This window comes from Neisseria gonorrhoeae, assembly GCF_003315235.1.
In the GTDB taxonomy this organism is placed as follows: Bacteria; Pseudomonadota; Gammaproteobacteria; order Burkholderiales; family Neisseriaceae; genus Neisseria; species Neisseria gonorrhoeae.
Genome location: NZ_QNRU01000004.1, coordinates 109,595 through 128,479 on the forward strand (window position 1 = coordinate 109,595; position 18,885 = coordinate 128,479).

Annotated in this window: 19 protein-coding genes; 10 read left to right on the top strand and 9 right to left on the bottom strand. The window is 54.8% G+C overall.

Annotated elements, in window-relative coordinates; all coding sequences use genetic code 11:
- Positions 1-251 precede the first annotated feature (251 nt).
- From polA to cyaY, 4 genes are all read right to left on the bottom strand, one after another.
- A complete protein-coding gene (gene polA, locus DFR77_RS03565) occupies positions 252-3,044 on the bottom strand; it encodes a DNA polymerase I (protein WP_003687077.1) in 2,793 nt (930 codons plus the stop codon).
- Between the two features lie 144 nt (positions 3,045-3,188).
- Positions 3,189-3,695, bottom strand: coding sequence for an S-ribosylhomocysteine lyase (luxS, locus tag DFR77_RS03570; protein ID WP_003687075.1), 507 nt, complete (start codon positions 3,693-3,695; stop codon positions 3,189-3,191).
- Between the two features lie 21 nt (positions 3,696-3,716).
- On the bottom strand, positions 3,717-4,136 hold the full coding sequence (locus tag DFR77_RS03575) for a DUF2251 domain-containing protein (RefSeq protein ID WP_003687072.1): 420 nt from the start codon (positions 4,134-4,136) through the stop codon (positions 3,717-3,719).
- A gap of 32 nt (positions 4,137-4,168) precedes the next feature.
- Positions 4,169-4,492 (bottom strand): iron donor protein CyaY, encoded by a 324-nt coding sequence (cyaY, locus tag DFR77_RS03580; protein WP_002226758.1) that lies wholly within the window; start codon positions 4,490-4,492, stop codon positions 4,169-4,171.
- Between the two features lie 70 nt (positions 4,493-4,562).
- Here cyaY and lptM point away from each other — a divergent pair, with 70 nt between their 5' ends.
- From lptM to DFR77_RS03595, 3 genes are all read left to right on the top strand, one after another.
- Positions 4,563-4,733, top strand: coding sequence for an LPS translocon maturation chaperone LptM (gene lptM / locus DFR77_RS03585; protein ID WP_003687071.1), 171 nt, complete (start codon positions 4,563-4,565; stop codon positions 4,731-4,733).
- 10 nt (positions 4,734-4,743) lie between these two features.
- Positions 4,744-5,964: a diaminopimelate decarboxylase gene (gene lysA / locus DFR77_RS03590; RefSeq protein ID WP_003690402.1), complete on the top strand. Its 1,221-nt coding sequence runs from the start codon at positions 4,744-4,746 to the stop codon at positions 5,962-5,964.
- A gap of 193 nt (positions 5,965-6,157) precedes the next feature.
- The gene (locus DFR77_RS03595; RefSeq protein ID WP_003694629.1) at positions 6,158-6,598 is read left to right on the top strand and encodes a toxin-antitoxin system YwqK family antitoxin; all 441 of its coding nucleotides are present in this window, start codon (positions 6,158-6,160) and stop codon (positions 6,596-6,598) included.
- 35 nt (positions 6,599-6,633) lie between these two features.
- Here DFR77_RS03595 and DFR77_RS03600 read toward each other — a convergent pair whose 3' ends face one another.
- From DFR77_RS03600 to DFR77_RS03620, 4 genes are all read right to left on the bottom strand, one after another.
- Positions 6,634-6,726, bottom strand: coding sequence for a methionine/alanine import family NSS transporter small subunit (locus tag DFR77_RS03600; RefSeq protein ID WP_010356218.1), 93 nt, complete (start codon positions 6,724-6,726; stop codon positions 6,634-6,636).
- Complete coding sequence (locus DFR77_RS03605; RefSeq protein WP_010359695.1) at positions 6,723-8,258, bottom strand: sodium-dependent transporter; 1,536 nt, start codon at positions 8,256-8,258, stop codon at positions 6,723-6,725. The genes DFR77_RS03600 and DFR77_RS03605 overlap by 4 nt, the downstream gene beginning before the upstream one ends.
- 703 nt (positions 8,259-8,961) lie before the next feature.
- Complete coding sequence (gene groL, locus DFR77_RS03615) at positions 8,962-10,596, bottom strand: chaperonin GroEL (protein ID WP_047920611.1); 1,635 nt, start codon at positions 10,594-10,596, stop codon at positions 8,962-8,964.
- A 92-nt stretch (positions 10,597-10,688) separates the two neighbouring features.
- Positions 10,689-10,979: a co-chaperone GroES gene (locus DFR77_RS03620; protein ID WP_002214868.1), complete on the bottom strand. Its 291-nt coding sequence runs from the start codon at positions 10,977-10,979 to the stop codon at positions 10,689-10,691.
- A gap of 507 nt (positions 10,980-11,486) precedes the next feature.
- Here DFR77_RS03620 and fetA point away from each other — a divergent pair.
- The 7 genes from fetA to DFR77_RS03655 all read left to right on the top strand — a co-directional run bounded on the left by fetA (position 11,487) and on the right by DFR77_RS03655 (position 18,448).
- Positions 11,487-13,652, top strand: coding sequence for a TonB-dependent siderophore receptor FetA/FrpB (gene fetA / locus DFR77_RS03625; RefSeq protein ID WP_113852038.1), 2,166 nt, complete (start codon positions 11,487-11,489; stop codon positions 13,650-13,652).
- 151 nt (positions 13,653-13,803) lie between these two features.
- The gene (locus tag DFR77_RS03630) at positions 13,804-14,775 is read left to right on the top strand and encodes a siderophore ABC transporter substrate-binding protein (RefSeq protein ID WP_105211348.1); all 972 of its coding nucleotides are present in this window, start codon (positions 13,804-13,806) and stop codon (positions 14,773-14,775) included.
- Between the two features lie 17 nt (positions 14,776-14,792).
- Complete coding sequence (locus DFR77_RS03635; protein WP_162488780.1) at positions 14,793-14,984, top strand: hypothetical protein; 192 nt, start codon at positions 14,793-14,795, stop codon at positions 14,982-14,984.
- Between the two features lie 18 nt (positions 14,985-15,002).
- The gene (locus tag DFR77_RS03640) at positions 15,003-15,971 is read left to right on the top strand and encodes an ABC transporter permease (RefSeq protein WP_047924161.1); all 969 of its coding nucleotides are present in this window, start codon (positions 15,003-15,005) and stop codon (positions 15,969-15,971) included.
- On the top strand, positions 15,961-16,935 hold the full coding sequence (locus DFR77_RS03645; RefSeq protein ID WP_003702133.1) for an iron chelate uptake ABC transporter family permease subunit: 975 nt from the start codon (positions 15,961-15,963) through the stop codon (positions 16,933-16,935). The genes DFR77_RS03640 and DFR77_RS03645 overlap by 11 nt, the downstream gene beginning before the upstream one ends.
- 44 nt (positions 16,936-16,979) lie before the next feature.
- On the top strand, positions 16,980-17,606 hold the full coding sequence (locus DFR77_RS03650; RefSeq protein ID WP_003687047.1) for an FmdE family protein: 627 nt from the start codon (positions 16,980-16,982) through the stop codon (positions 17,604-17,606).
- A gap of 83 nt (positions 17,607-17,689) precedes the next feature.
- Positions 17,690-18,448, top strand: coding sequence for an iron ABC transporter ATP-binding protein (locus DFR77_RS03655; protein WP_003687045.1), 759 nt, complete (start codon positions 17,690-17,692; stop codon positions 18,446-18,448).
- A 34-nt stretch (positions 18,449-18,482) separates the two neighbouring features.
- On the opposite strand, the gene DFR77_RS03660 is transcribed toward DFR77_RS03655, so the two are convergent.
- Positions 18,483-18,885 (bottom strand): transposase (locus tag DFR77_RS03660; RefSeq protein WP_146778607.1); only part of this gene is annotated, 403 nt, incomplete at its 5' end.

The window sequence follows — 18,885 nt, forward strand, 5'->3', positions numbered from 1 at the left end:
GATTGGAAAATCCGAATCAGGCTTTTTTGTGATGTTCTGTTCGATTTGTGCGCTAACTGCCGACCGGAGCGTCCGCGCCCGGTTTGGCAGGTCGGATTCTCGAATCCGACTGCTATTTGAGATGGCAGGCTTTTGTCGGATACAAGTATCCGACCTACGGCTTGCTATTGATTTCCAATCATTCGAATCGGGTATTTTACTTCCTTAAATTTTGATAAATCAAAACGTAACAGTTCAATACTTGTGCATTCTCAATGTGCCTCTTCCCAATTCTCCCCTACGCCAACCTCAGCCACCAGCGGTACATCCAATAATCCGCCGTCCACTTTCGCCATAATCTGCGGCAGTTTTTCTTTGACAAAATCCAGTTCGGTTTCAACGACTTCCAGCACCAGTTCGTCATGCACCTGCATGACCAGTTTGCTGCCGATGCCGTCTGAAAGCCAGTTTCGCACGTTTATCATGGCGCGTTTGATGAGGTCGGAAGCGGTGCCTTGCATGGGGGCGTTGATGGCGGCACGCTCGGCTCCTGCGCGGGCGTTGGCGTTTTTGTTGCGGATGTCGGGCAAATAGAGCCTTCTGCCGAACAGGGTTTCGACGTAGCCTTGGGCGGCGGCTTGTTCTTTGGTGCGCTGCATGTATTCGGCAACGCCGGGATAACGGGCGAAGTAGCGGTCGATAAAGTTTTTGGCGGAAAGGTTGTCGATGCCCAATGATTTTGCCAAACCGTATTGCCCCATACCGTAGATTAAGCCGAAGTTGATGGTTTTGGCGTAGCGGCGTTGCTCGGGCGAGACGTTTTCGGGCGCAGTGCCGAACACTTCGGCGGCGGTGCGGCGGTGTACGTCTTCGCCGCTTTGAAATGCGGCAATGAGGGTTTTGTCACCGGAGAGGTGCGCCATAATGCGCAGCTCGATTTGGGAATAGTCGGCGGAAACGATGACGCTGCCCGGCGGTGCAGTGAAGGCGCGGCGCACGCGGCGGCCTTCGGCGGTGCGAATGGGGATGTTTTGCAGGTTGGGGTTGTTGCTGGCGAGGCGGCCGGTAATGGCGACGGCTTGGGCATAGGTGGTATGCACGCGGTTATCCCGGGGCGAAATCATTTCGGGCAGTTTGTCGGTGTAGGTGGATTTGAGTTTCGCCAGGCTGCGGTTTTGCAGGATGATTTTGGGCAGGGGGTAGTCGGGCGCGAGCTGTTCGAGCACGGCTTCGTTGGTGGAAATGCCGCCTTTGGCGGTTTTTTTCAGCCCTTTTGTCGGGATGCCCATTTTGTCGAACAGGATTTCTTGCAGCTGTTTGGGCGAGTTGAGGTTAAACGGTTGACCTGCAGCGGCGTAGGCTTCCTGTTCGAGCTTCATCAGCTCCGCGCCGAGTTCCGCGCTTTGGCGGGCGAGTTCGGCGCGGTCGATTTGCACGCCGTTGCATTCCATTTCAAACAATACCTGCGCGACGGGAAGCTCCATTTTTTCATACATTTCAAGTTGTTTGTCGTCCATTTGCGCGCGCAGGCGCGCTTCGAGGCGCAGGGCGAAATCGGCATCTTGGGCGGCGTATTCGGTCGCCTGCCCGATGGCGACATCGGCAAAACTGATTTGCTTCGCGCCTTTGCCGCACAGCGATTCGTAGGTAATGGTTTCTAAACCGAGCCAGCGTCCGGACAATTCGTCCAAGCCGTGTCCGAGATGGCTCTCGATGATGTAGGAAGCGAGCATCGCGTCGCCGGCAATGTTGTTTAACGCGATGCCGTAGTTGGCGAAAACGTGTTGGTCGTATTTGAGGTTTTGACCGATTTTTTTCAGGGCGGGGTTTTCCAAATGCGGCTTCAGACGGCCTAATACGTCTTGCAAATCAAGCTGTTCGGGCGCGGCAGTCAGGCTGTGGCCTACGGGGATGTAAACCGCTTCGCCTGCTTGGAACGCAATGCTGATGCCGACCAGCTCGGCATTCATCGCATCTAATGACGTGGTTTCCGTATCAATGCCGATTGTGTCCGCCTTCGCTAGTTTGTCCAACAAGGCGGCAAACTGAGCTTCGGTGGTAACGGCTTGATAATCCAGTTTTTCAGGGGCGGTGGCTTTTTCAGCTCGTTTTTCAGACGGTATTTCCGCATTCAAAGCCGCCTGCTCGCCGATGCTGTCGCTACCGAACAAATCATCGGTCGAGCCGGTATTCATGTTTGATTCCGCTTCTTTCAGCCAAGTACGGAAGCCCCAGCGTTTGAAATCAACCGCAAGCTGCGCCCATTTCGGCGCGGTACGGCGCAGGCTTTCGATGCCGTCTGAAAGCTCGGTGTGCAAGTCCACATCGGTTTTAATCGTGACCAAATCATACGACAGCGGCAGTTGGGGCAGCGCGGCTTGCAGGTTTTCGCCGACCTTGCCTTTGATTTCCGGAGCGTGTTCCATCACGCCTTGCAACGAACCGTAGGCTTCCAGCCATTTCACCGCCGTTTTCGGGCCGCATTTTTCCACGCCCGGTACGTTGTCCACCTTGTCGCCGATCAGCGCGAGATAATCGCGGATTTGGTCGGGGCGAACGCCGAATTTTGCCTTCACGCCTTCAATATCCAGCGTTTCTCCGCTCATCGTGTTCACCAGCGTAACGCGCTCATCCACCAACTGCGCCATATCCTTATCGCCCGTCGAAACAATGACTCGCAAACCATGTTCCGCCCCCTGTTTCGCCAGCGTGCCGATCACATCGTCCGCCTCCACTTGCCCAATCACCAATACCGGCCAGCCCGTCAGGCGCACCAAATCCGGCAGGGCTTCCGCCTGCGGGCGCAAATCGTCCGGCATCGGCGGGCGCGTCGCCTTGTATTCTTCAAACATTTGATGGCGGAAATTTTTGCCTTTCGCATCAAAAACCACCGCGCAATAATCGTGCGGATATTCCGACCGCAAACGGCGCAACATATTCAATACGCCATACAGCGCACCCGTCGGCGCACCGTCAGGCGCAGTCAGGTTTTGCCCCATCGCGTGATACGCGCGGTAGAGATAGGAAGAGCCGTCAACGAGGAGGAGTGTAGGTCTGTTGGACATAAAAAACCCGCTTGAAACCGATAAGGGACAGAAAAAATAGGGAAGGACGATGCCGGCTTAAAACCCGCCCCCGTACAACCCCGGATTATAACGGAAAAGGCAAATGCCGTCTGAAACCCTTGTTCAGACAGCATTTGCGGCGGATTAAGCGTTCAGCAGGCTTTCATCCAAAGCCAAATCGCCGTTTCGGTTAACCGCCACTTTGCGCGCCAACACGTTTTGCGCGATTTGTTGCGCTTCGGCGAGCGAGTGCATCAGATAAGTGCCGCATTGGTATTCGTTCAACTCGGGGATTTTACTTTGGTCTTTGACATTCAAAACATCCTGCATCGAAGCCAACCACGCATCGGCAACCTGCTGTTCGGAAGGCGTGCCGATAAGGCTCATATAAAAACCGGTGCGGCAGCCCATCGGGGAAATGTCGATGATTTCCACGCCGGCGCCGTTCAAGTGGTCGCGCATAAAGCCGGCAAACAAATGCTCCAGCGTGTGGATGCCTTTTTCGGGCAGGATTTCTTTATTGGGGATGCAAAAGCGCAGGTCGAATACAGTAATGGTGTCGCCTTTGGGCGTGGTCATGGTTTTCGCCACGCGTACGGCAGGGGCGTGCATACGGGTGTGATCGACTTTGAAACTGTCTAACAGGGGCATTTGGGTATCCTTTTGTGCGGGTTATGTAGGTTTTCGGGATAGGATTTTGTCCAGCAATTCATCGTCCAAGACGCGGTTTTCGACTTTTACCCATTCGCCGCCTGCTTCAGGGAAGCCGTTGCGGCAATATCCTGCCTGTTCGACAAAATCATAGACGGCATGGATGTAGTCGTTGATACACAATGCGGCTATGGTGCAGGCGCCATCCCATAAAATCAAGACATGATTGGGGATATGTTTGTCGGATACATCTTCGACATTGTAGATGTGCAAGGCATCCAAAATCCCCTCTTGCGAAGCGGCATAGAAGTAGCCCGTGTTGCCATCATCTTCAAAGACAACACCATAAGGGATATGTTTGGAAAATGATTCTAAAACTTTAGGCGTGCCGACAGTAAAATTTCCGATTTCGGCAGTCCGATATAGAGGTAATTGTGCCATTGGGTAACAATCTTTTTCTATCGAAAATTGAATCACAATTCGGCAATCTCAACCGCTTCGCCCGAAGCCGCGCTCAGGGCTTCGTTTAAAACGTCGTAAAAATCGCGGCTGTCGCGCGTTGCCAGCCATTTGCCGTTTTGTTCGGCGAAATGGTAGCCGCCGCTTTTTGCGGCAATCCACAATTCTTGGTTGGGCGTGTGGCGGTTGACGATGATTTGCGTGCCGTCTCCGGCTTCGATGGTCAGGACGTTTCCGGCAAACCGGCAGTCGAAATCCCAGCCGTTTTCGTCGATTTGGTCTTCGATGTGTTCAAATAATGCTTCGCTCGCGCGGATAAACTCGCTTTCGGTCATCATAGCTTTTTGCATGTTTTTTGTTTAAGATGCCGAATCTTGCCACATTCGCGCTTATGAAGGAAGTTTACCGATGAAATACGGCGTATTTTTTGCGGCGGCAACCGCCCTCCTGCTTTCCGCCTGCGGTTACAAAGGCGGCCTCTACCTGCCCAAAGAAGGCGATACGGCGCGTTTCGGCGTGATCCAAACCGGTTTGCAGCTTCAAGGCAAACCGCAATCCGCCCCACCAACCCAAAAATGAAAACGAAAATATGACCCTGTTTTGCGAACAAGTCCCCTACCCCCGCCTTGCCGAAGAATTCGGCACGCCGCTTTATGTGTACAGCCAATCCGCGCTGACCGGAGCATTTGAAAACTATCAAACCGCCTTTGCCGCTTTGAACCCGCTTGTCTGCTACGCCGTCAAGGCAAACGGCAACCTGAGCATTATCAAACACTTTGCTTCTTTGGGCAGCGGTTTTGACATTGTGTCGGGCGGCGAATTGGCACGCGTTTTGGCGGCAGGCGGCGATGCGGCGAAAACGATTTTTTCCGGCGTAGGCAAAAGCGAGGCGGAAATCGAGTTCGCGCTGAATGCCGGCGTAAAATGCTTCAATATGGAAAGCATCCCCGAAATCGACCGCATTCAGAAAATTGCCGCGCGTTTGGGCAAAACCGCGCCCGTCTCCCTGCGCGTCAATCCCGATGTCGATGCAAAAACCCATCCCTACATCTCCACAGGTCTGAAAGCCAACAAATTCGGCATCGCCTACGCCGACGCGCTCGAAGCCTACCGCCATGCCGCACAACAGCCCAATTTGAAAATCATCGGCATCGACTGCCACATCGGTTCGCAACTGACCGACTTAAGCCCACTGGTCGAAGCCTGCGAACGCATTTTGATTTTGGTTGACGCTCTTGCCGCCGAAGGCATTGTTTTGGAACATTTGGACTTAGGCGGCGGCGTCGGCATTGTTTACAAAGACGAAGGCGTCCCCGATTTGGGTGCGTATGCCCGAGCGGTTCAAAAACTGATGGGGACACGCCGTCTGAAACTCATTCTTGAGCCAGGCCGCAGCTTGGTCGGCAACGCAGGTGCATTGCTGACGCGCGTCGAATTTGTCAAACACGGTGAAGAGAAAAACTTTGTGATGGTCGATGCGGCGATGAACGATTTGATGCGCCCAGCCCTATACGATGCCTACCACCACATCGAAGCGGTTGAAACCAAAAACATTGAGCCTCTGACCGCCAACATCGTCGGCCCGATTTGTGAAACCGGCGACTTCCTCGGCAAAGACCGCACCATCGCCTGCGAAGAAGGCGATTTGCTGCTTATCCGCAGCGCGGGCGCATACGGGGCCAGTATGGCTAGCAATTACAACACGCGCAACCGTGCGGCGGAGGTGTTGGTTGACGGCGGCGGATACAAACTCATCCGCCGGCGCGAAACCTTGGAACAGCAAATGGCAAACGAACTCGCCTGCCTATAAGCCGAACATCAAAATGCCGTCTGAAGCCTTCAGACGGCATTGTCCGTTTAAAGTGACATCTTGGCGGAATATTCAAACACAGCCTGTTTTCAAATGACGACGCAACAAATCCCCGTCTCGCCCGACTGACGAAGGGAATTGTTGAAAAAAATTACGCGCCCCTTTTATGGGGTGCAATATCTAAGGAATTGAAATGAAGCACGCTCCGATTATCCTCCTGCTTACCGCTTCGTCCGCCGCCCTACTTTCGGCGGGCTGCACCGCCCTTCCCTCTGACCGGCCGCCGCTTCGCACCCTGCCGAAAAGCGCGCCCATCCAACCCGCCAACCCATACAGCCGGCCGCCTTCAGGCACGCCGGACGGCGCATTCAGCACCCGCGCCTCAAACGGGCGCGTCTTGAAAAGCATCGTCAAAAACGGCGTGTTCGACCGCTTTGTCGATATTTACCATCCAAACGGCAAACTGCATTCGCACACGCCGGTTGAAAACGGCGTGGCGCAAGGCTATACCGAACAGGGCATATTGCGGACGCGCATCCTGTACCGGGGGACGGGCATATCGTCCGAGCGCAAACTTTGGATGCGTCGGGCAAGGTGGAACGCGAATGGCAGCCGTAAAACAAATGCCGTCTGAAGCGGTTCAGACGGCATTTTTAACGTTCTAAAGGCTTACTCTTCCGGCAGCCTTAACAGGGAAAGCAGCAGCCCGCCCCAAATCACCGCGATGGCGGCAACCATCATCACAATGGCGGAAGTACTCATTTTTCTCCTCCTTGTTCATGTTCGTGTTCGTCTTTGACATTAAAATCCTGACCGTGTTTCCAAGGCAGCAGCGACAGCAGCAGCCCGAACATGATTAACGCCGCCGACATCCCCCAGCCGAAAATATTGAGGAAACCATCCGGATAATCGCCGTAGTTTTTTTCCAACAATCCGGCGGTGTCCTGATACAGCATATAGCCGAGCATCACGACGGTAAACACGACGCAGGCCGTCCACAAGCCGCCGACGCGGATGGAGGACAAGGCGTTCAGGTGCCTGCGTAATTCCGGCAACCTGCCGCCGATGATGATGGCGGCAACATAAACAAAGCCGGCGGCAACAATGCCGTAGGTGTTGACGAATTTGTCCATCACGTCCAAAACAGGCAGCCCCGTCGCCGTACCGAACAGCAGCGTGGAAACAATGCCCATCGGAATGCAGACCAGCAGCGTGGCGTTGACGCGCCCGATGTTCAGCTTGTCCTGAATCGCCGCCACAATCACTTCAAGGATGGAAATCATCGACGTAACGCCGGCGAACACCAGCGAACCGAAAAACAATATGCCGATCAGCCAGCCCATCGGCGCCTGGTTGATAATGGTCGGAAAGGCGATAAACGCCAAACCGATGCCGCCGGAGGCAACCTCGTTGACCGCCTTGCCGCCCGCCTGCGCCATAAAGCCCAATGCGGCAAACACGCCGATGCCCGCGAGCAGTTCGAAGCTGCTGTTGGCAAAACCGACCACCAGCCCCGTTCCGCCCAAGTCGGTTTTTTTCTTCAAATAAGAAGAATAGGTAACCATAATGCCGAAGCAGATGGAAAGCGAAAAGAAAATCTGCCCGTATGCCGCCACCCAGACCTTGGAATCGGCGAGTTTCGACCAGTCGGGCGTAAACAATGCGTCCAAGCCCTTTGCCGCACCCGGCAGCGTCAGCGAAATGCCGACCATAATCAAAAACATCACCAAAAGCAGCGGCATAAAGAACGACGAGGCGCGCGCCACGCCCTTTTGCACGCCCAAAGCCATAATGGCGGCGGTAAAAACCCACACGCCCGCCAAAGGGCCGGCGACTTTGCCGACAAAATCCAAACCCAAGGCTTCCGGGCCCGCCATTTGCAGGAAGTCCTTAAAGAAAAAACCCTGCGGATCCGCACCCCAGGCGGCGTTGACCGAATAATAGGTATAGCTTGCCGCCCAACCGATAATCACTGCGTAATAGATGCAGATGACGATATTGGTCATCACGTTCCACCAGCCGACCGGCTCGAACCAGCGTCCGAGGCGGCGGAAAGCCAAGGGCGCAGAACCCCGGTAACGGTGGCCGATGGCATAATCGAGCAGCAGCAGCGGGATGCCCGCCGTCAGAAGCGCTACCAGATAGGGCAGGATGAATGCGCCGCCGCCGTTTTCAAAAGCAATATAGGGGAAACGCCAAATATTGCCCAAGCCGACGGCGGACCCGATGGCGGCAATCATAAACGCGCGGCGCGTGCCGAATGTGGCGCGTTCTTTCGTTTTGGAATCAGACACGTTGGTACCTCTTGAATTATTTATTAAAAACAAGCCGTTATAGGCAAACATATATAGAAACAGCGTCTGACAGGGATAATGTCTTCTGAAAAAACAAACCGGCTTGTGGCCGATTGTTTACAATCTATGTGCTTATCGTAAAAAATTTTAACGCCGATGGCAAGCGGTGAAGGCTTGAAAACGAAAAATTTTTTATCCAAATACAAAAACCACTCCATAAGAAACAACCGCCAACTTCCCCGTCATTCCCGCAAAAACAGAAAAACAAAAACAGAAACCTAAAGTCCCGTCATTCCCGCGCAGACGGGAATCCAGACCCCCAACGCGGCAGGAATCTATCGGAAATAACCGAAACCGGACGAACCTAGATTCCCGCTTTCGCGGGAATGACGGCGGAGAGGTGCTGTTTTTCCGATAAATTCCTGCCGCTCTTCGTTTTTGGGATGGCGGGAAATATAGCGGATTAACAAAAATCAGGACAAGGCGGCCAGCCGCAGGCAGTACGAATGGTACGGAACCGGTTCGCCCGGTGCTTGGGCGCCTTAGGGAATCGTTCCCTTTGAGCCGGGGCGGGGCAACGACGTACCGGTTTTTGTTAATCCGCTATAATTTTAAGGTTTGCGCCTTAGCCGCACTTATTCGCAAAAAAACCGCACGGCGTTGACCGTGCGGCTTGTTGTCTGAAGGTTTCAGACGGCATTGCTTACATCATGCCGCCCATACCGCCCATTCCCCCCATATCGGGCACAGCCGGTTTTTCTTCAGGGATTTCGGCAATCATGCAGTCGGTCGTCAGCATCAGACCGGCGATAGACGCGGCGTGTTGCAGCGCGGAACGGGTTACTTTGGCAGGGTCGAGTACGCCCATTCCGATCATGTCGCCGTATTCGCCGGAGCCTGCGTTGTAACCGTAGTTGCCTTTGCCTTCCAACACTTTGTTCACCACCACGCTGGGTTCGCCGCCTGCGTTGGCAACGATTTGGCGCAGCGGAGACTCAACGGCGCGCAATACGATTTGTACGCCTGCGTCTTGGTCGGCATTGCCGGTGTGCAGGTTTTCCAAAGCGGCACGGGCGCGCAACAGGGCTACGCCGCCGCCTGCAACCACGCCTTCTTCAACGGCTGCGCGGGTAGCGTGCAGCGCGTCTTCCACGCGGTCTTTTTTCTCTTTCATTTCGACTTCGGTCGCCGCGCCGACTTTGATCACTGCCACGCCTCCTGCCAGTTTGGCAACGCGCTCTTGCAGTTTTTCTTTGTCGTAATCGCTGGTCGCGGTTTCGATTTGTTGGCGGATTTCGGCAACACGCGCTTCGATTTGGGCTGCGTCGCCGAAGCCGTCGATGACGGTAGTGTTTTCTTTACCGATTTCGATGCGTTTGGCTTGACCCAAGTCGTCCAAAGTCGCTTTTTCCAAAGACAGGCCGACTTCTTCGGAAATCACTACGCCGCCGGTCAGGATGGCGATGTCTTGCAGCATCGCTTTGCGGCGGTCGCCGAAGCCGGGGGCTTTGACGGCAACGGTTTTCAGGATGCCGCGGATGTTGTTCACGACCAAAGTCGCCAAGGCTTCGCCTTCTACGTCTTCAGCGATAATCAACAGCGGGCGGCTGGCTTTCGCCACTTGTTCCAACACGGGCAGCAGGTCGCGGATGTTGCTGATTTTTTTGTCGAACAGCAAAACAAACGGATTGTCCAGACCGGCGATTTGTTTTTCCGCGTCGTTGATAAAGTAAGGGGACAGGTAGCCGCGGTCGAACTGCATACCTTCAACCACGTCCAGCTCGTTTTCCAAAGATTTGCCGTCTTCAACGGTAATCACGCCTTCTTTGCCGACTTTTTCCATCGCTTCGGCGATAATCGCGCCGACTTGTTCGTCGGAGTTGGCGGAAATCGAGCCGACTTGGGCGATTTCTTTGGAAGTATCGCAAGGTTTGGCGATGTTTTTCAGCTCTTCAACCAAAGCGGCAACGGCTTTGTCGATGCCGCGTTTCAGATCGGTCGGGTTCATGCCGGCGGTAACGTATTTCATGCCTTCGGCAACGATGGATTGTGCCAATACGGTGGCGGTAGTCGTACCGTCGCCGGCTACGTCGTTGGTTTTGGACGCGACTTCTTTTACCATTTGCGCGCCCATATTTTCAAACTTGTCTTTCAGTTCGATTTCTTTGGCGACGGTAACGCCGTCTTTGGTGATGTGCGGGCCGCCGAAAGCGCGGTCAACCACCACGTTGCGGCCTTTGGGGCCCAAGGTTACGCGCACGGCGTTTGCCAGAATGTTCGCGCCGTTTACCATTTTTTGGCGGACTTCATTGCCGAACTGTACGTCTTTTGCTGCCATTTCAATTCTCCAAAAATCATTAAAACTGTCTGATAAAACCGTTTATGCCGTCTGAAGGCGGTTTGCCGTTTCAGACGGCATCGTGTCCGTATTTATTTTTCAACGATGCCGAAAATATCTTCTTCGCGCATTACCAACAGCTCTTCGCCGTCGGCTTTTACGGTTTGGCCGCTGTATTTGCCGAAGATGATTTTGTCGCCGACTTTGACATCCAGCGGACGGCGCGCGCCGTCTTTGCCGATTTTGCCCGCACCCACGGCGATGACTTCGCCCATATCGGGTTTTTCGGCGGCCGCGCCCGGCAAAACGATGCCCGATGCGGTTTTTTCTTCAGCTTCCAAGCGTTTGACGACGACGCGGTCGTGTAAAGGACGGATGGTCATATTTATGCTCCGATAAATGGTTTGAAAACAATCATCTGCCCGAACGGTTCGGACAAATTGAAGTGGAAACCGGGCTGCCGCCTAACGGCCCGCCCGTACAAGTCGGCAAAATTAGGGTGTGTGCGGGAAAATTCAAGTGAGGCGGAAAAAAATTTATTTCCGCCGTTTTTTATAGTGGACTAAATTTAAACCGGTACGGCGTTGCCCCGCCTTAGCTCAAAGAGAACGATTCTCTAAGGTGCTGAAGCACCAAGTGAATCGGTTCCGTACTATTTGTACTGTCTGCGGCTTCGCCGCCTTGTCCTGATTTTTGTTAGTCCACTATACATTTCCGACAAAACCTGTCAACAAAAAACAACGCTTCGCAAATAAAAACGATAATCAGCTTTACACACCCCCCCCCCCCCCGCTAATATAAACAAAAATAATTATTATTATTTTTTCTTATCCTGCCAAACCTTAACGGTTTGGCTTAACTTCCCTTCATACACTCAAAAGGACGAACAAATGAACGCCCCGTTTTTCCGCCTCAGCCTGCTCTCGCTCACACTTGCCGCCGGCTTTGCCCACGCGGCAGAAAATAATGCCAATGTCGCATTGGATACCGTTACCGTAAAAGGCGACCGCCAAGGCAGCAAAATCCGTACCAACATCGTTACGCTTCAACAAAAAGACGAAAGCACCGCAACCGATATGCGCGAACTCTTAAAAGAAGAGCCCTCCATCGATTTCGGCGGCGGTAACGGCACGTCCCAATTCCTGACGCTGCGCGGTATGGGTCAGAACTCTGTCGACATCAAGGTGGACAACGCCTATTCCGACAGCCAAATCCTTTACCACCAAGGCAGATTTATTGTCGATCCCGCTTTGGTTAAAGTCGTTTCCGTACAGAAAGGCGCGGGTTCCGCCTCTGCCGGTATCGGCGCGACCAACGGCGCGATCATCGCCAAAACCGTCGATGCCCAAGACCTGCTCAAAGGCTTGGATAAAAACTGGGGCGTGCGCCTCAACAGCGGCTTTGCCAGCAACGAAGGCGTAAGCTACGGCGCAAGCGTATTCGGAAAAGAGGGCAACTTCGACGGTTTGTTCTCTTACAACCGCAACGATGAAAAAGATTACGAAGCCGGCAAAGGTTTCCGCAATGTCAACGGCGGCAAAACCGTACCGTACAGCGCGCTGGACAAACGCAGCTACCTCGCCAAAATCGGAACAACCTTCGGCGACGGCGACCACCGCATCGTATTGAGCCATATGAAAGACCAACACCGGGGCATCCGCACTGTGCGTGAAGAGTTTGCCGTCGGCGGCGAAAATTCACGGATAACTATTAAACGCCAAGCCCCTGCCTACCGCGAAACCACACAATCCAACACCAATTTGGCGTACACCGGCAAAGATTTGGGCTTTGTCGAAAAACTGGATGCCAACGCCTATGTGCTGGAAAAAAAACGCTATTCCGCCGATGACAAAGATAACGGCTACGCAGGCAATGTAAAAGGCCCCAACCATACCCGAATCGCCACTCGGGGCATGAACTTCAACTTCGACAGCCGCCTTGCCGAACAAACCCTGTTGAAATACGGCATCAACTACCGCCATCAGGAAATCAAACCGCAAGCGTTTTTGAACGGCGAATTTAAGATCTCCGATAAGGAAAAAGGACCCAACGGAACAGAAGTCGACGTAGATGTAGCACAAAAAGCAAAAAACCGTGCAAATGAAAAAATTGTTTACGCCTACAAACTTTCCAACCCGACCAAAACCGATACCGGCGCGTATATCGAAGCCATTCACGAGATTGACGGCTTTACCCTGACCGGCGGGCTGCGTTACGACCGCTTCAAGGTGAAAACCCACGACGGCAAAACCGTTTCAAGCAGCAGCCTCAACCCGAGTTTCGGCGTGATTTGGCAGCCGCGCGAACACTGGAGCTTCAGCGCGAGCCACAACTACGCCGGCCGCAGCCCGCGCCTGTATGACGCTCTGCAAACCCACGGCAAGCGCGGCATCATCTCGATTGCCGACGGCACGAAAGCCGAACGCGCGCGCAATACCGAAATCGGCTTCAACTACAACGACGGCACGTTTGCCGCAAACGGCAGCTACTTCCGGCAGACCATCAAAGACGCGCTTGCCAATCCGCAAAACCGCCACGACTCCGTCGCCGTCCGCGAAGCCGTCAACGCCGGCTACATCAAAAACCACGGTTACGAATTGGGCGCGTCCTACCGCACCGGCGGCCTGACCGCCAAAGTCGGCGTAAGCCACAGCAAACCGCGCTTTTACGATACGCACAAAGACAAGCTGTTGAGCGCGAACCCTGAATTTGGCGCACAAGTCGGCCGCACTTGGACGGCCTCCCTTGCCTACCGCTTCAAAAACCCGAATCTGGAAATCGGCTGGCGCGGTCGTTATGTTCAAAAAGCCGTGGGTTCGATATTGGCGGCAGGTCAAAAAGACCGCGACGGCAAATTGGAAAACGTTGTACGCCAAGGTTTCGGTGTGAACGATGTCTTCGCCAACTGGAAACCGCTGGGCAAAGACACGCTCAATGTTAATCTTTCGGTTAACAACGTGTTCGACAAGTTCTACTATCCGCACAGCCAACGCTGGACCAATACCCTGCCGGGCGTGGGACGTGATGTACGCCTGGGCGTGAACTACAAGTTCTAAAACGCACATCCCGAAAAAATGCCGTCTGAAAGCCTTTCAGACGGCATCTGTCCTGATAATTTGATATAGATTATCATTTATCCTTTCTAAAGCCGTTCCGGTTTGTCCGACCGGCGGCTTTGCCCCAATATCCCCATTTTGGAGACACCCTATGTTGCGTTTGACCACATTGACCCTCTGCACCGTCCTCGCCTTGGGCGCGTGTTCGCCGCAAAATTCCGACCCTGCCCCACAAGCCAAAGAACAGGCGGTTTCCGCCGCACAATCCGAAAGCGCGTCCGTTACCGTCAAAACCGCGCGCGGCGACGTTCAAATACCGCAAAACCCCGAACGCATCGCCGTTTACGATTTGGGTATGCTCGACACCTTGAGCAAACTGGGCGTGAAAACCGGTTTGTCCGTCGATAAAAACCGCCTGCCGTATTTAGAGGAATATTTCAAAACGACAAAACCTGCCGGAACTTTGTTCGAGCCGGATTACGAAACACTCAATGCCTACAAGCCGCAGCTCATCATCATCGGCAGCCGCGCCGCCAAGGCGTTTGACAAATTGAACGAAATCGCGCCGACCATCGAGATGACCGCCGACACCGCCAACCTCAAAGAAAGTGCCAAAGAGCGCATCGACGCGCTGGCGCAAATCTTCGGCAAACAGGCGGAAGCCGACAAGCTGAAGGCGGAAATCGACGCGTCTTTTGAAGCGGCGAAAACCGCCGCGCAAGGCAAAGGCAAAGGCAAAGGTTTGGTGGTTTTGGTCAACGGCGGCAAGATGTCGGCTTTCGGCCCGTCTTCACGACTGGGCGGCTGGCTGCACAAAGACATCGGCGTTCCCGCTGTCGATGAATCAATTAAAGAAGGCAGCCACGGCCAGCCTATCAGCTTCGAATACTTGAAAGAGAAAAATCCCGACTGGCTGTTCGTCCTCGACCGCAGCGCGGCCATCGGCGAAGAGGGTCAGGCGGCGAAAGACGTGTTGAACAATCCGCTGGTTGCCGAAACGACCGCATGGAAAAAAGGACAGGTCGTTTACCTCGTTCCCGAAACTTATTTGGCAGCCGGCGGCGCGCAAGAGCTGCTGAACGCGAGCAAACAGGTTGCGGATGCGTTCAACGCCGCGAAATAATGAAACGGCGGCATTCGATGCCGTCTGAAACACGGATGCAAACCGCTTCCTGTGTTTCAGACGGCATTGCCCGATACGGGCGTTATCGCGGGAATGGCGGCAAGCGTTTTGATTGGAACTTGCCCCATCCTCTGCCCGTCCGGAGGTTTCAAACAAGGTTTTCCGCTCCGACGGTTCGGACTGCCTTGTTTGAATCTTCTACGCCGTAACGCTTTTCCCTTCTGTTTATGACTGCCAAACCTTTTTCCCTCAACCTGGCCAACCTCCTGCTGCTGTCGGTGTTGTTTGCCGTCAGCCTGTCGGTCGGCGTTGCCGATTTCCGCTGGTCGGATGTGTTTTCGCTGTCCGACAGCCAACAGGTCATGTTCATCAGCCGCCTGCCGCGCACGTTTGCGATTGTGTTGACGGGCGCGTCGATGGCGGTGGCGGGGATGATTATGCAGATTCTGATGCGCAACCGTTTTGTCGAGCCTTCTATGGCGGGTGCGGGCCAAAGTGCGGCTTTGGGTTTGCTTCTGATGTCCCTGCTGCTGCCTGCCGCGCCGCTGCCGGTCAAAATGTCGGTTGCCGCCGTTGCCGCGCTGATCGGGATGTTGGTCTTTATGCTGCTGATCCGCCGCCTGCCGCCGACGGCGCAGCTGATGGTGCCGCTGGTGGGGATTATTTTCGGCGGCGTGGTTGAGGCGGTGGCGACGTTTGTCGCGTATGAGTTTGAGATGCTGCAAATGTTGGGCGTGTGGCAGCAGGGCGACTTTTCAAGCGTGCTGCTGGGGCGGTACGAGCTGCTTTGGATTACGGGCGGTTTGGCGGTGTTTGCCTACCTGATTGCCGACCGGCTGACGATTTTGGGGCTGGGCGAGACGGTGAGCGTGAATTTGGGTTTGAACCGGACGGCGGTGTTGTGGTCGGGTTTGATTATTGTGGCACTGATTACATCGCTGGTCATTGTAACGGTCGGCAATATTCCGTTTATCGGGCTGGTCGTGCCGAATATCGTCAGCCGCCTGATGGGCGACAGGCTGCGCCAAAGCCTGCCTGCGGTCGCCCTCTTGGGCGCGTCTTTGGTTTTATTGTGCGACATTATCGGACGCGTGATTGTGTTTCCGTTTGAAATTCCGGTCTCTACGGTTTTTGGTGTGTTGGGTACGGCTTTGTTTTTGTGGCTTTTATTAAGGAAACCTGCCCATGCCGTCTGAAAAAAATATCGGTTTTATGGCAGGAAGCAGCCGTCCGTTGCGGGTCGCCTTTGCGCTGTTGCTGGTTTCCTGCATCCTGTTTATGACGCTCAACGTCAAGGGCGATTGGGACTTTGTCTTGCACCTGCGCCTGACCAAGCTTGCCGCGCTGCTGATGGTCGCCTATGCGGTCGGCGTGTCCACTCAACTCTTCCAAACGCTGACCAACAACCCGATTCTGACCCCTTCGATTTTGGGTTTCGATTCGCTGTATGTGTTTTTGCAGACCTTGCTGGTGTTTACGTTCGGCGGCGTGGGCTATACATCCCTGCCGTTGACGGGCAAATTCGGCTTTGAACTGGTTGTTATGATGGGCGGCTCGCTGCTGCTGTTTTACACGCTCATCCGTCAGGGCGGGCGCGATTTGCCGCACATGATTTTAATCGGCGTGATTTTCGGGATTTTGTTCCGCAGCCTTTCCTCGCTGCTTTCGCGCATGATAGACCCCGAAGAATTTACCGCCGCGCAGGCGAATATGTTTGCCGGATTCAATACCGTCCGCAGCGAGCTTTTGGGCATAGGCGCGCTGGTCCTGCTCGTCAGCGCGGCGGTCGTTTGGCGCGAACGCTACCGCTCGGACGTACACCTTTTGGGGCGCGACCAAGCCGTCAATTTGGGCATCAGCTACACGCGCAACACCTTATGGATACTGCTTTGGATTGCCGCATTGGTGGCGACGGCGACCGCCGTGGTCGGCCCGGTAAGCTTTTTCGGGCTTCTCGCCGCCTCGCTTGCCAACCACTTTTCCCCGTCCGTGCGCCATTCCGTCCGCCTGCCGATGACGGTTTGCGTCGGCGGCATCCTCTTGGTCGGCGGACAAACCGTATTCGAACACTTCTTGGGCATGAAGGCGGTATTAAGCGTGGTGGTCGAATTTGCGGGCGGACTCGTTTTCCTCTATCTCGTTTTAAAACACAAAAAATGACGGATGCCGTCTGAACGGCAGCCCGCCCCGAAAGGACAAACCATATGACGCAAGAACGTTTACCCGAATTTTTCGACCGCGCCCCGACGCTGACCGTACAAGACCCGCTTGCCGCATTCCTCGGCGCGGCCGAAAACGGCATCCTCACTTACCGCTACGCCGATGCCGTGCGCCTGTGCGGACATTCCTGCCCGACCGTCGCGGGCGCGTACCTGATGGTTATCAAAGGCCTGAAAGCACTTTACGGCGAAGAGCTGCCCGAACGCGGCGGCATCGAAGCCGCCATGCAGGGAACGCGCGACGAAGGCACGGTCGGCGTAACCGCGTCCGTCGTCCAACTCCTTACCGGCGCAGCCCCCGAAACCGGCTTCGGAGGCATCGGAATGCAGGGACGCTTCGCCCGCCGCAACCTCTTATCCTTTGGTGCAGGCGAAATCAACGGCACACTGACCCTGCGCCGCAAAGACAGCGGCAAAACCGTCGCCGTCAGCCTCAACGCCGCCCTGCAACCCTTTGCACCTCAAATGCGCGACATCATGCCCAAAGCCGTCGGCGGCAGCGCAAGCGCAAAAGAACTCGAACGCTTCGGACAACTTTGGCAGGCACGCGTTAAAGCATTTTTGACCGAATCGGCGGACGACCCGCAGTTCGTCATCGTCCGCGAACTGTGAACGTTCAGACGGCATTCCGAATTTCAAATGCCGTCCGAACCCCCGCCAAACAACAACAAACCTACGCCCGACAAGCATCCGCCATGATTACCATCCGCAACGTCAGCTACCGCATCGGCACACACCCCATCCTCGACAACGTCAGCCTCGACATCCCCGAAGGCGGCATTACCGCGCTAATCGGCCCCAACGGTGCGGGCAAATCCACCCTGTTTTCCTTTATGGCGCGGCTGCGCCCGCTTGAAAGCGGCAGCATCGCCTACCGAGGCAAAAACCTTGCCGGCACCCCCACCGCCGAACTCGCCCGCACGCTCTCCATCCTCACCCAAGAAAACAGCATCATGAGCCGCATCACCGTGCGCGACCTGCTGATGTTCGGCCGTTACCCCTACCATCAAGGCAGACCGACTGCCGAATGCCGCCGTATCGTTAACGGTGCAATCGAAGAATTCCACCTGCAGGACCTCTCCGACCGCTACCTGACCGAACTCTCCGGCGGACAACGCCAACGCGCCATGATTGCGATGGTGTTCTGCCAAAGCACCGACTACGTCCTTTTGGACGAACCGCTGAACAACCTCGATATGTATCACGCCCGCTCGCTCATGCAGATTCTGCAAAAGCTCACGCACGAACACAAACGCACCACCGTCGCCGTATTGCACGACATCAACCAGGCCGCCGCCTACGCCGACCACGTCGTCGCCATGAAAAACGGCAAAGCCGCCCTGACCGGCACACCCGAAGAAGTGTTCACCGTACACAACATCAAAGAACTGTTCGACATGGACGTGGACGTACTCGACTACGAAGGCAAAAAACTCATCGTCCACCACATCTGAAGCTCAAAAAGAAAGGGACTGTACTAGATTATCCCTAAATTCCACACCGATCCCGCAGGATTTTTAGCTGCCGGGACGGTGTGCCGAAGTTAAGTCGAAATTCGCATTCCCTCAACAACGGCGGGAAAGGTTTACGATCGATTCCGTTGTATTTCCGCAAGGCGCGTTTTGCCTGATTCCAAAAGCTCCCAATGCCGTTAATGTGGTTCCGACGGTCTGCAAATTCCTTGGAACGGTTGATGCGGCAACGGGTAAAACCGCCCGCGTCCAACTTGCCGCGGCTGCCCGGGCTATCGGCATAAACAATACCGTCCGGCATGATTTTCTTTTTAACGGCAGGGGGCAACGTTTCAGGCTCGGCATCGTCCGCGGCAACGGTATAGGCCCGCCCGTTGCGTTTCGGAATGCCGAAGACAACCGCTTTTCCTGCCGCGCCG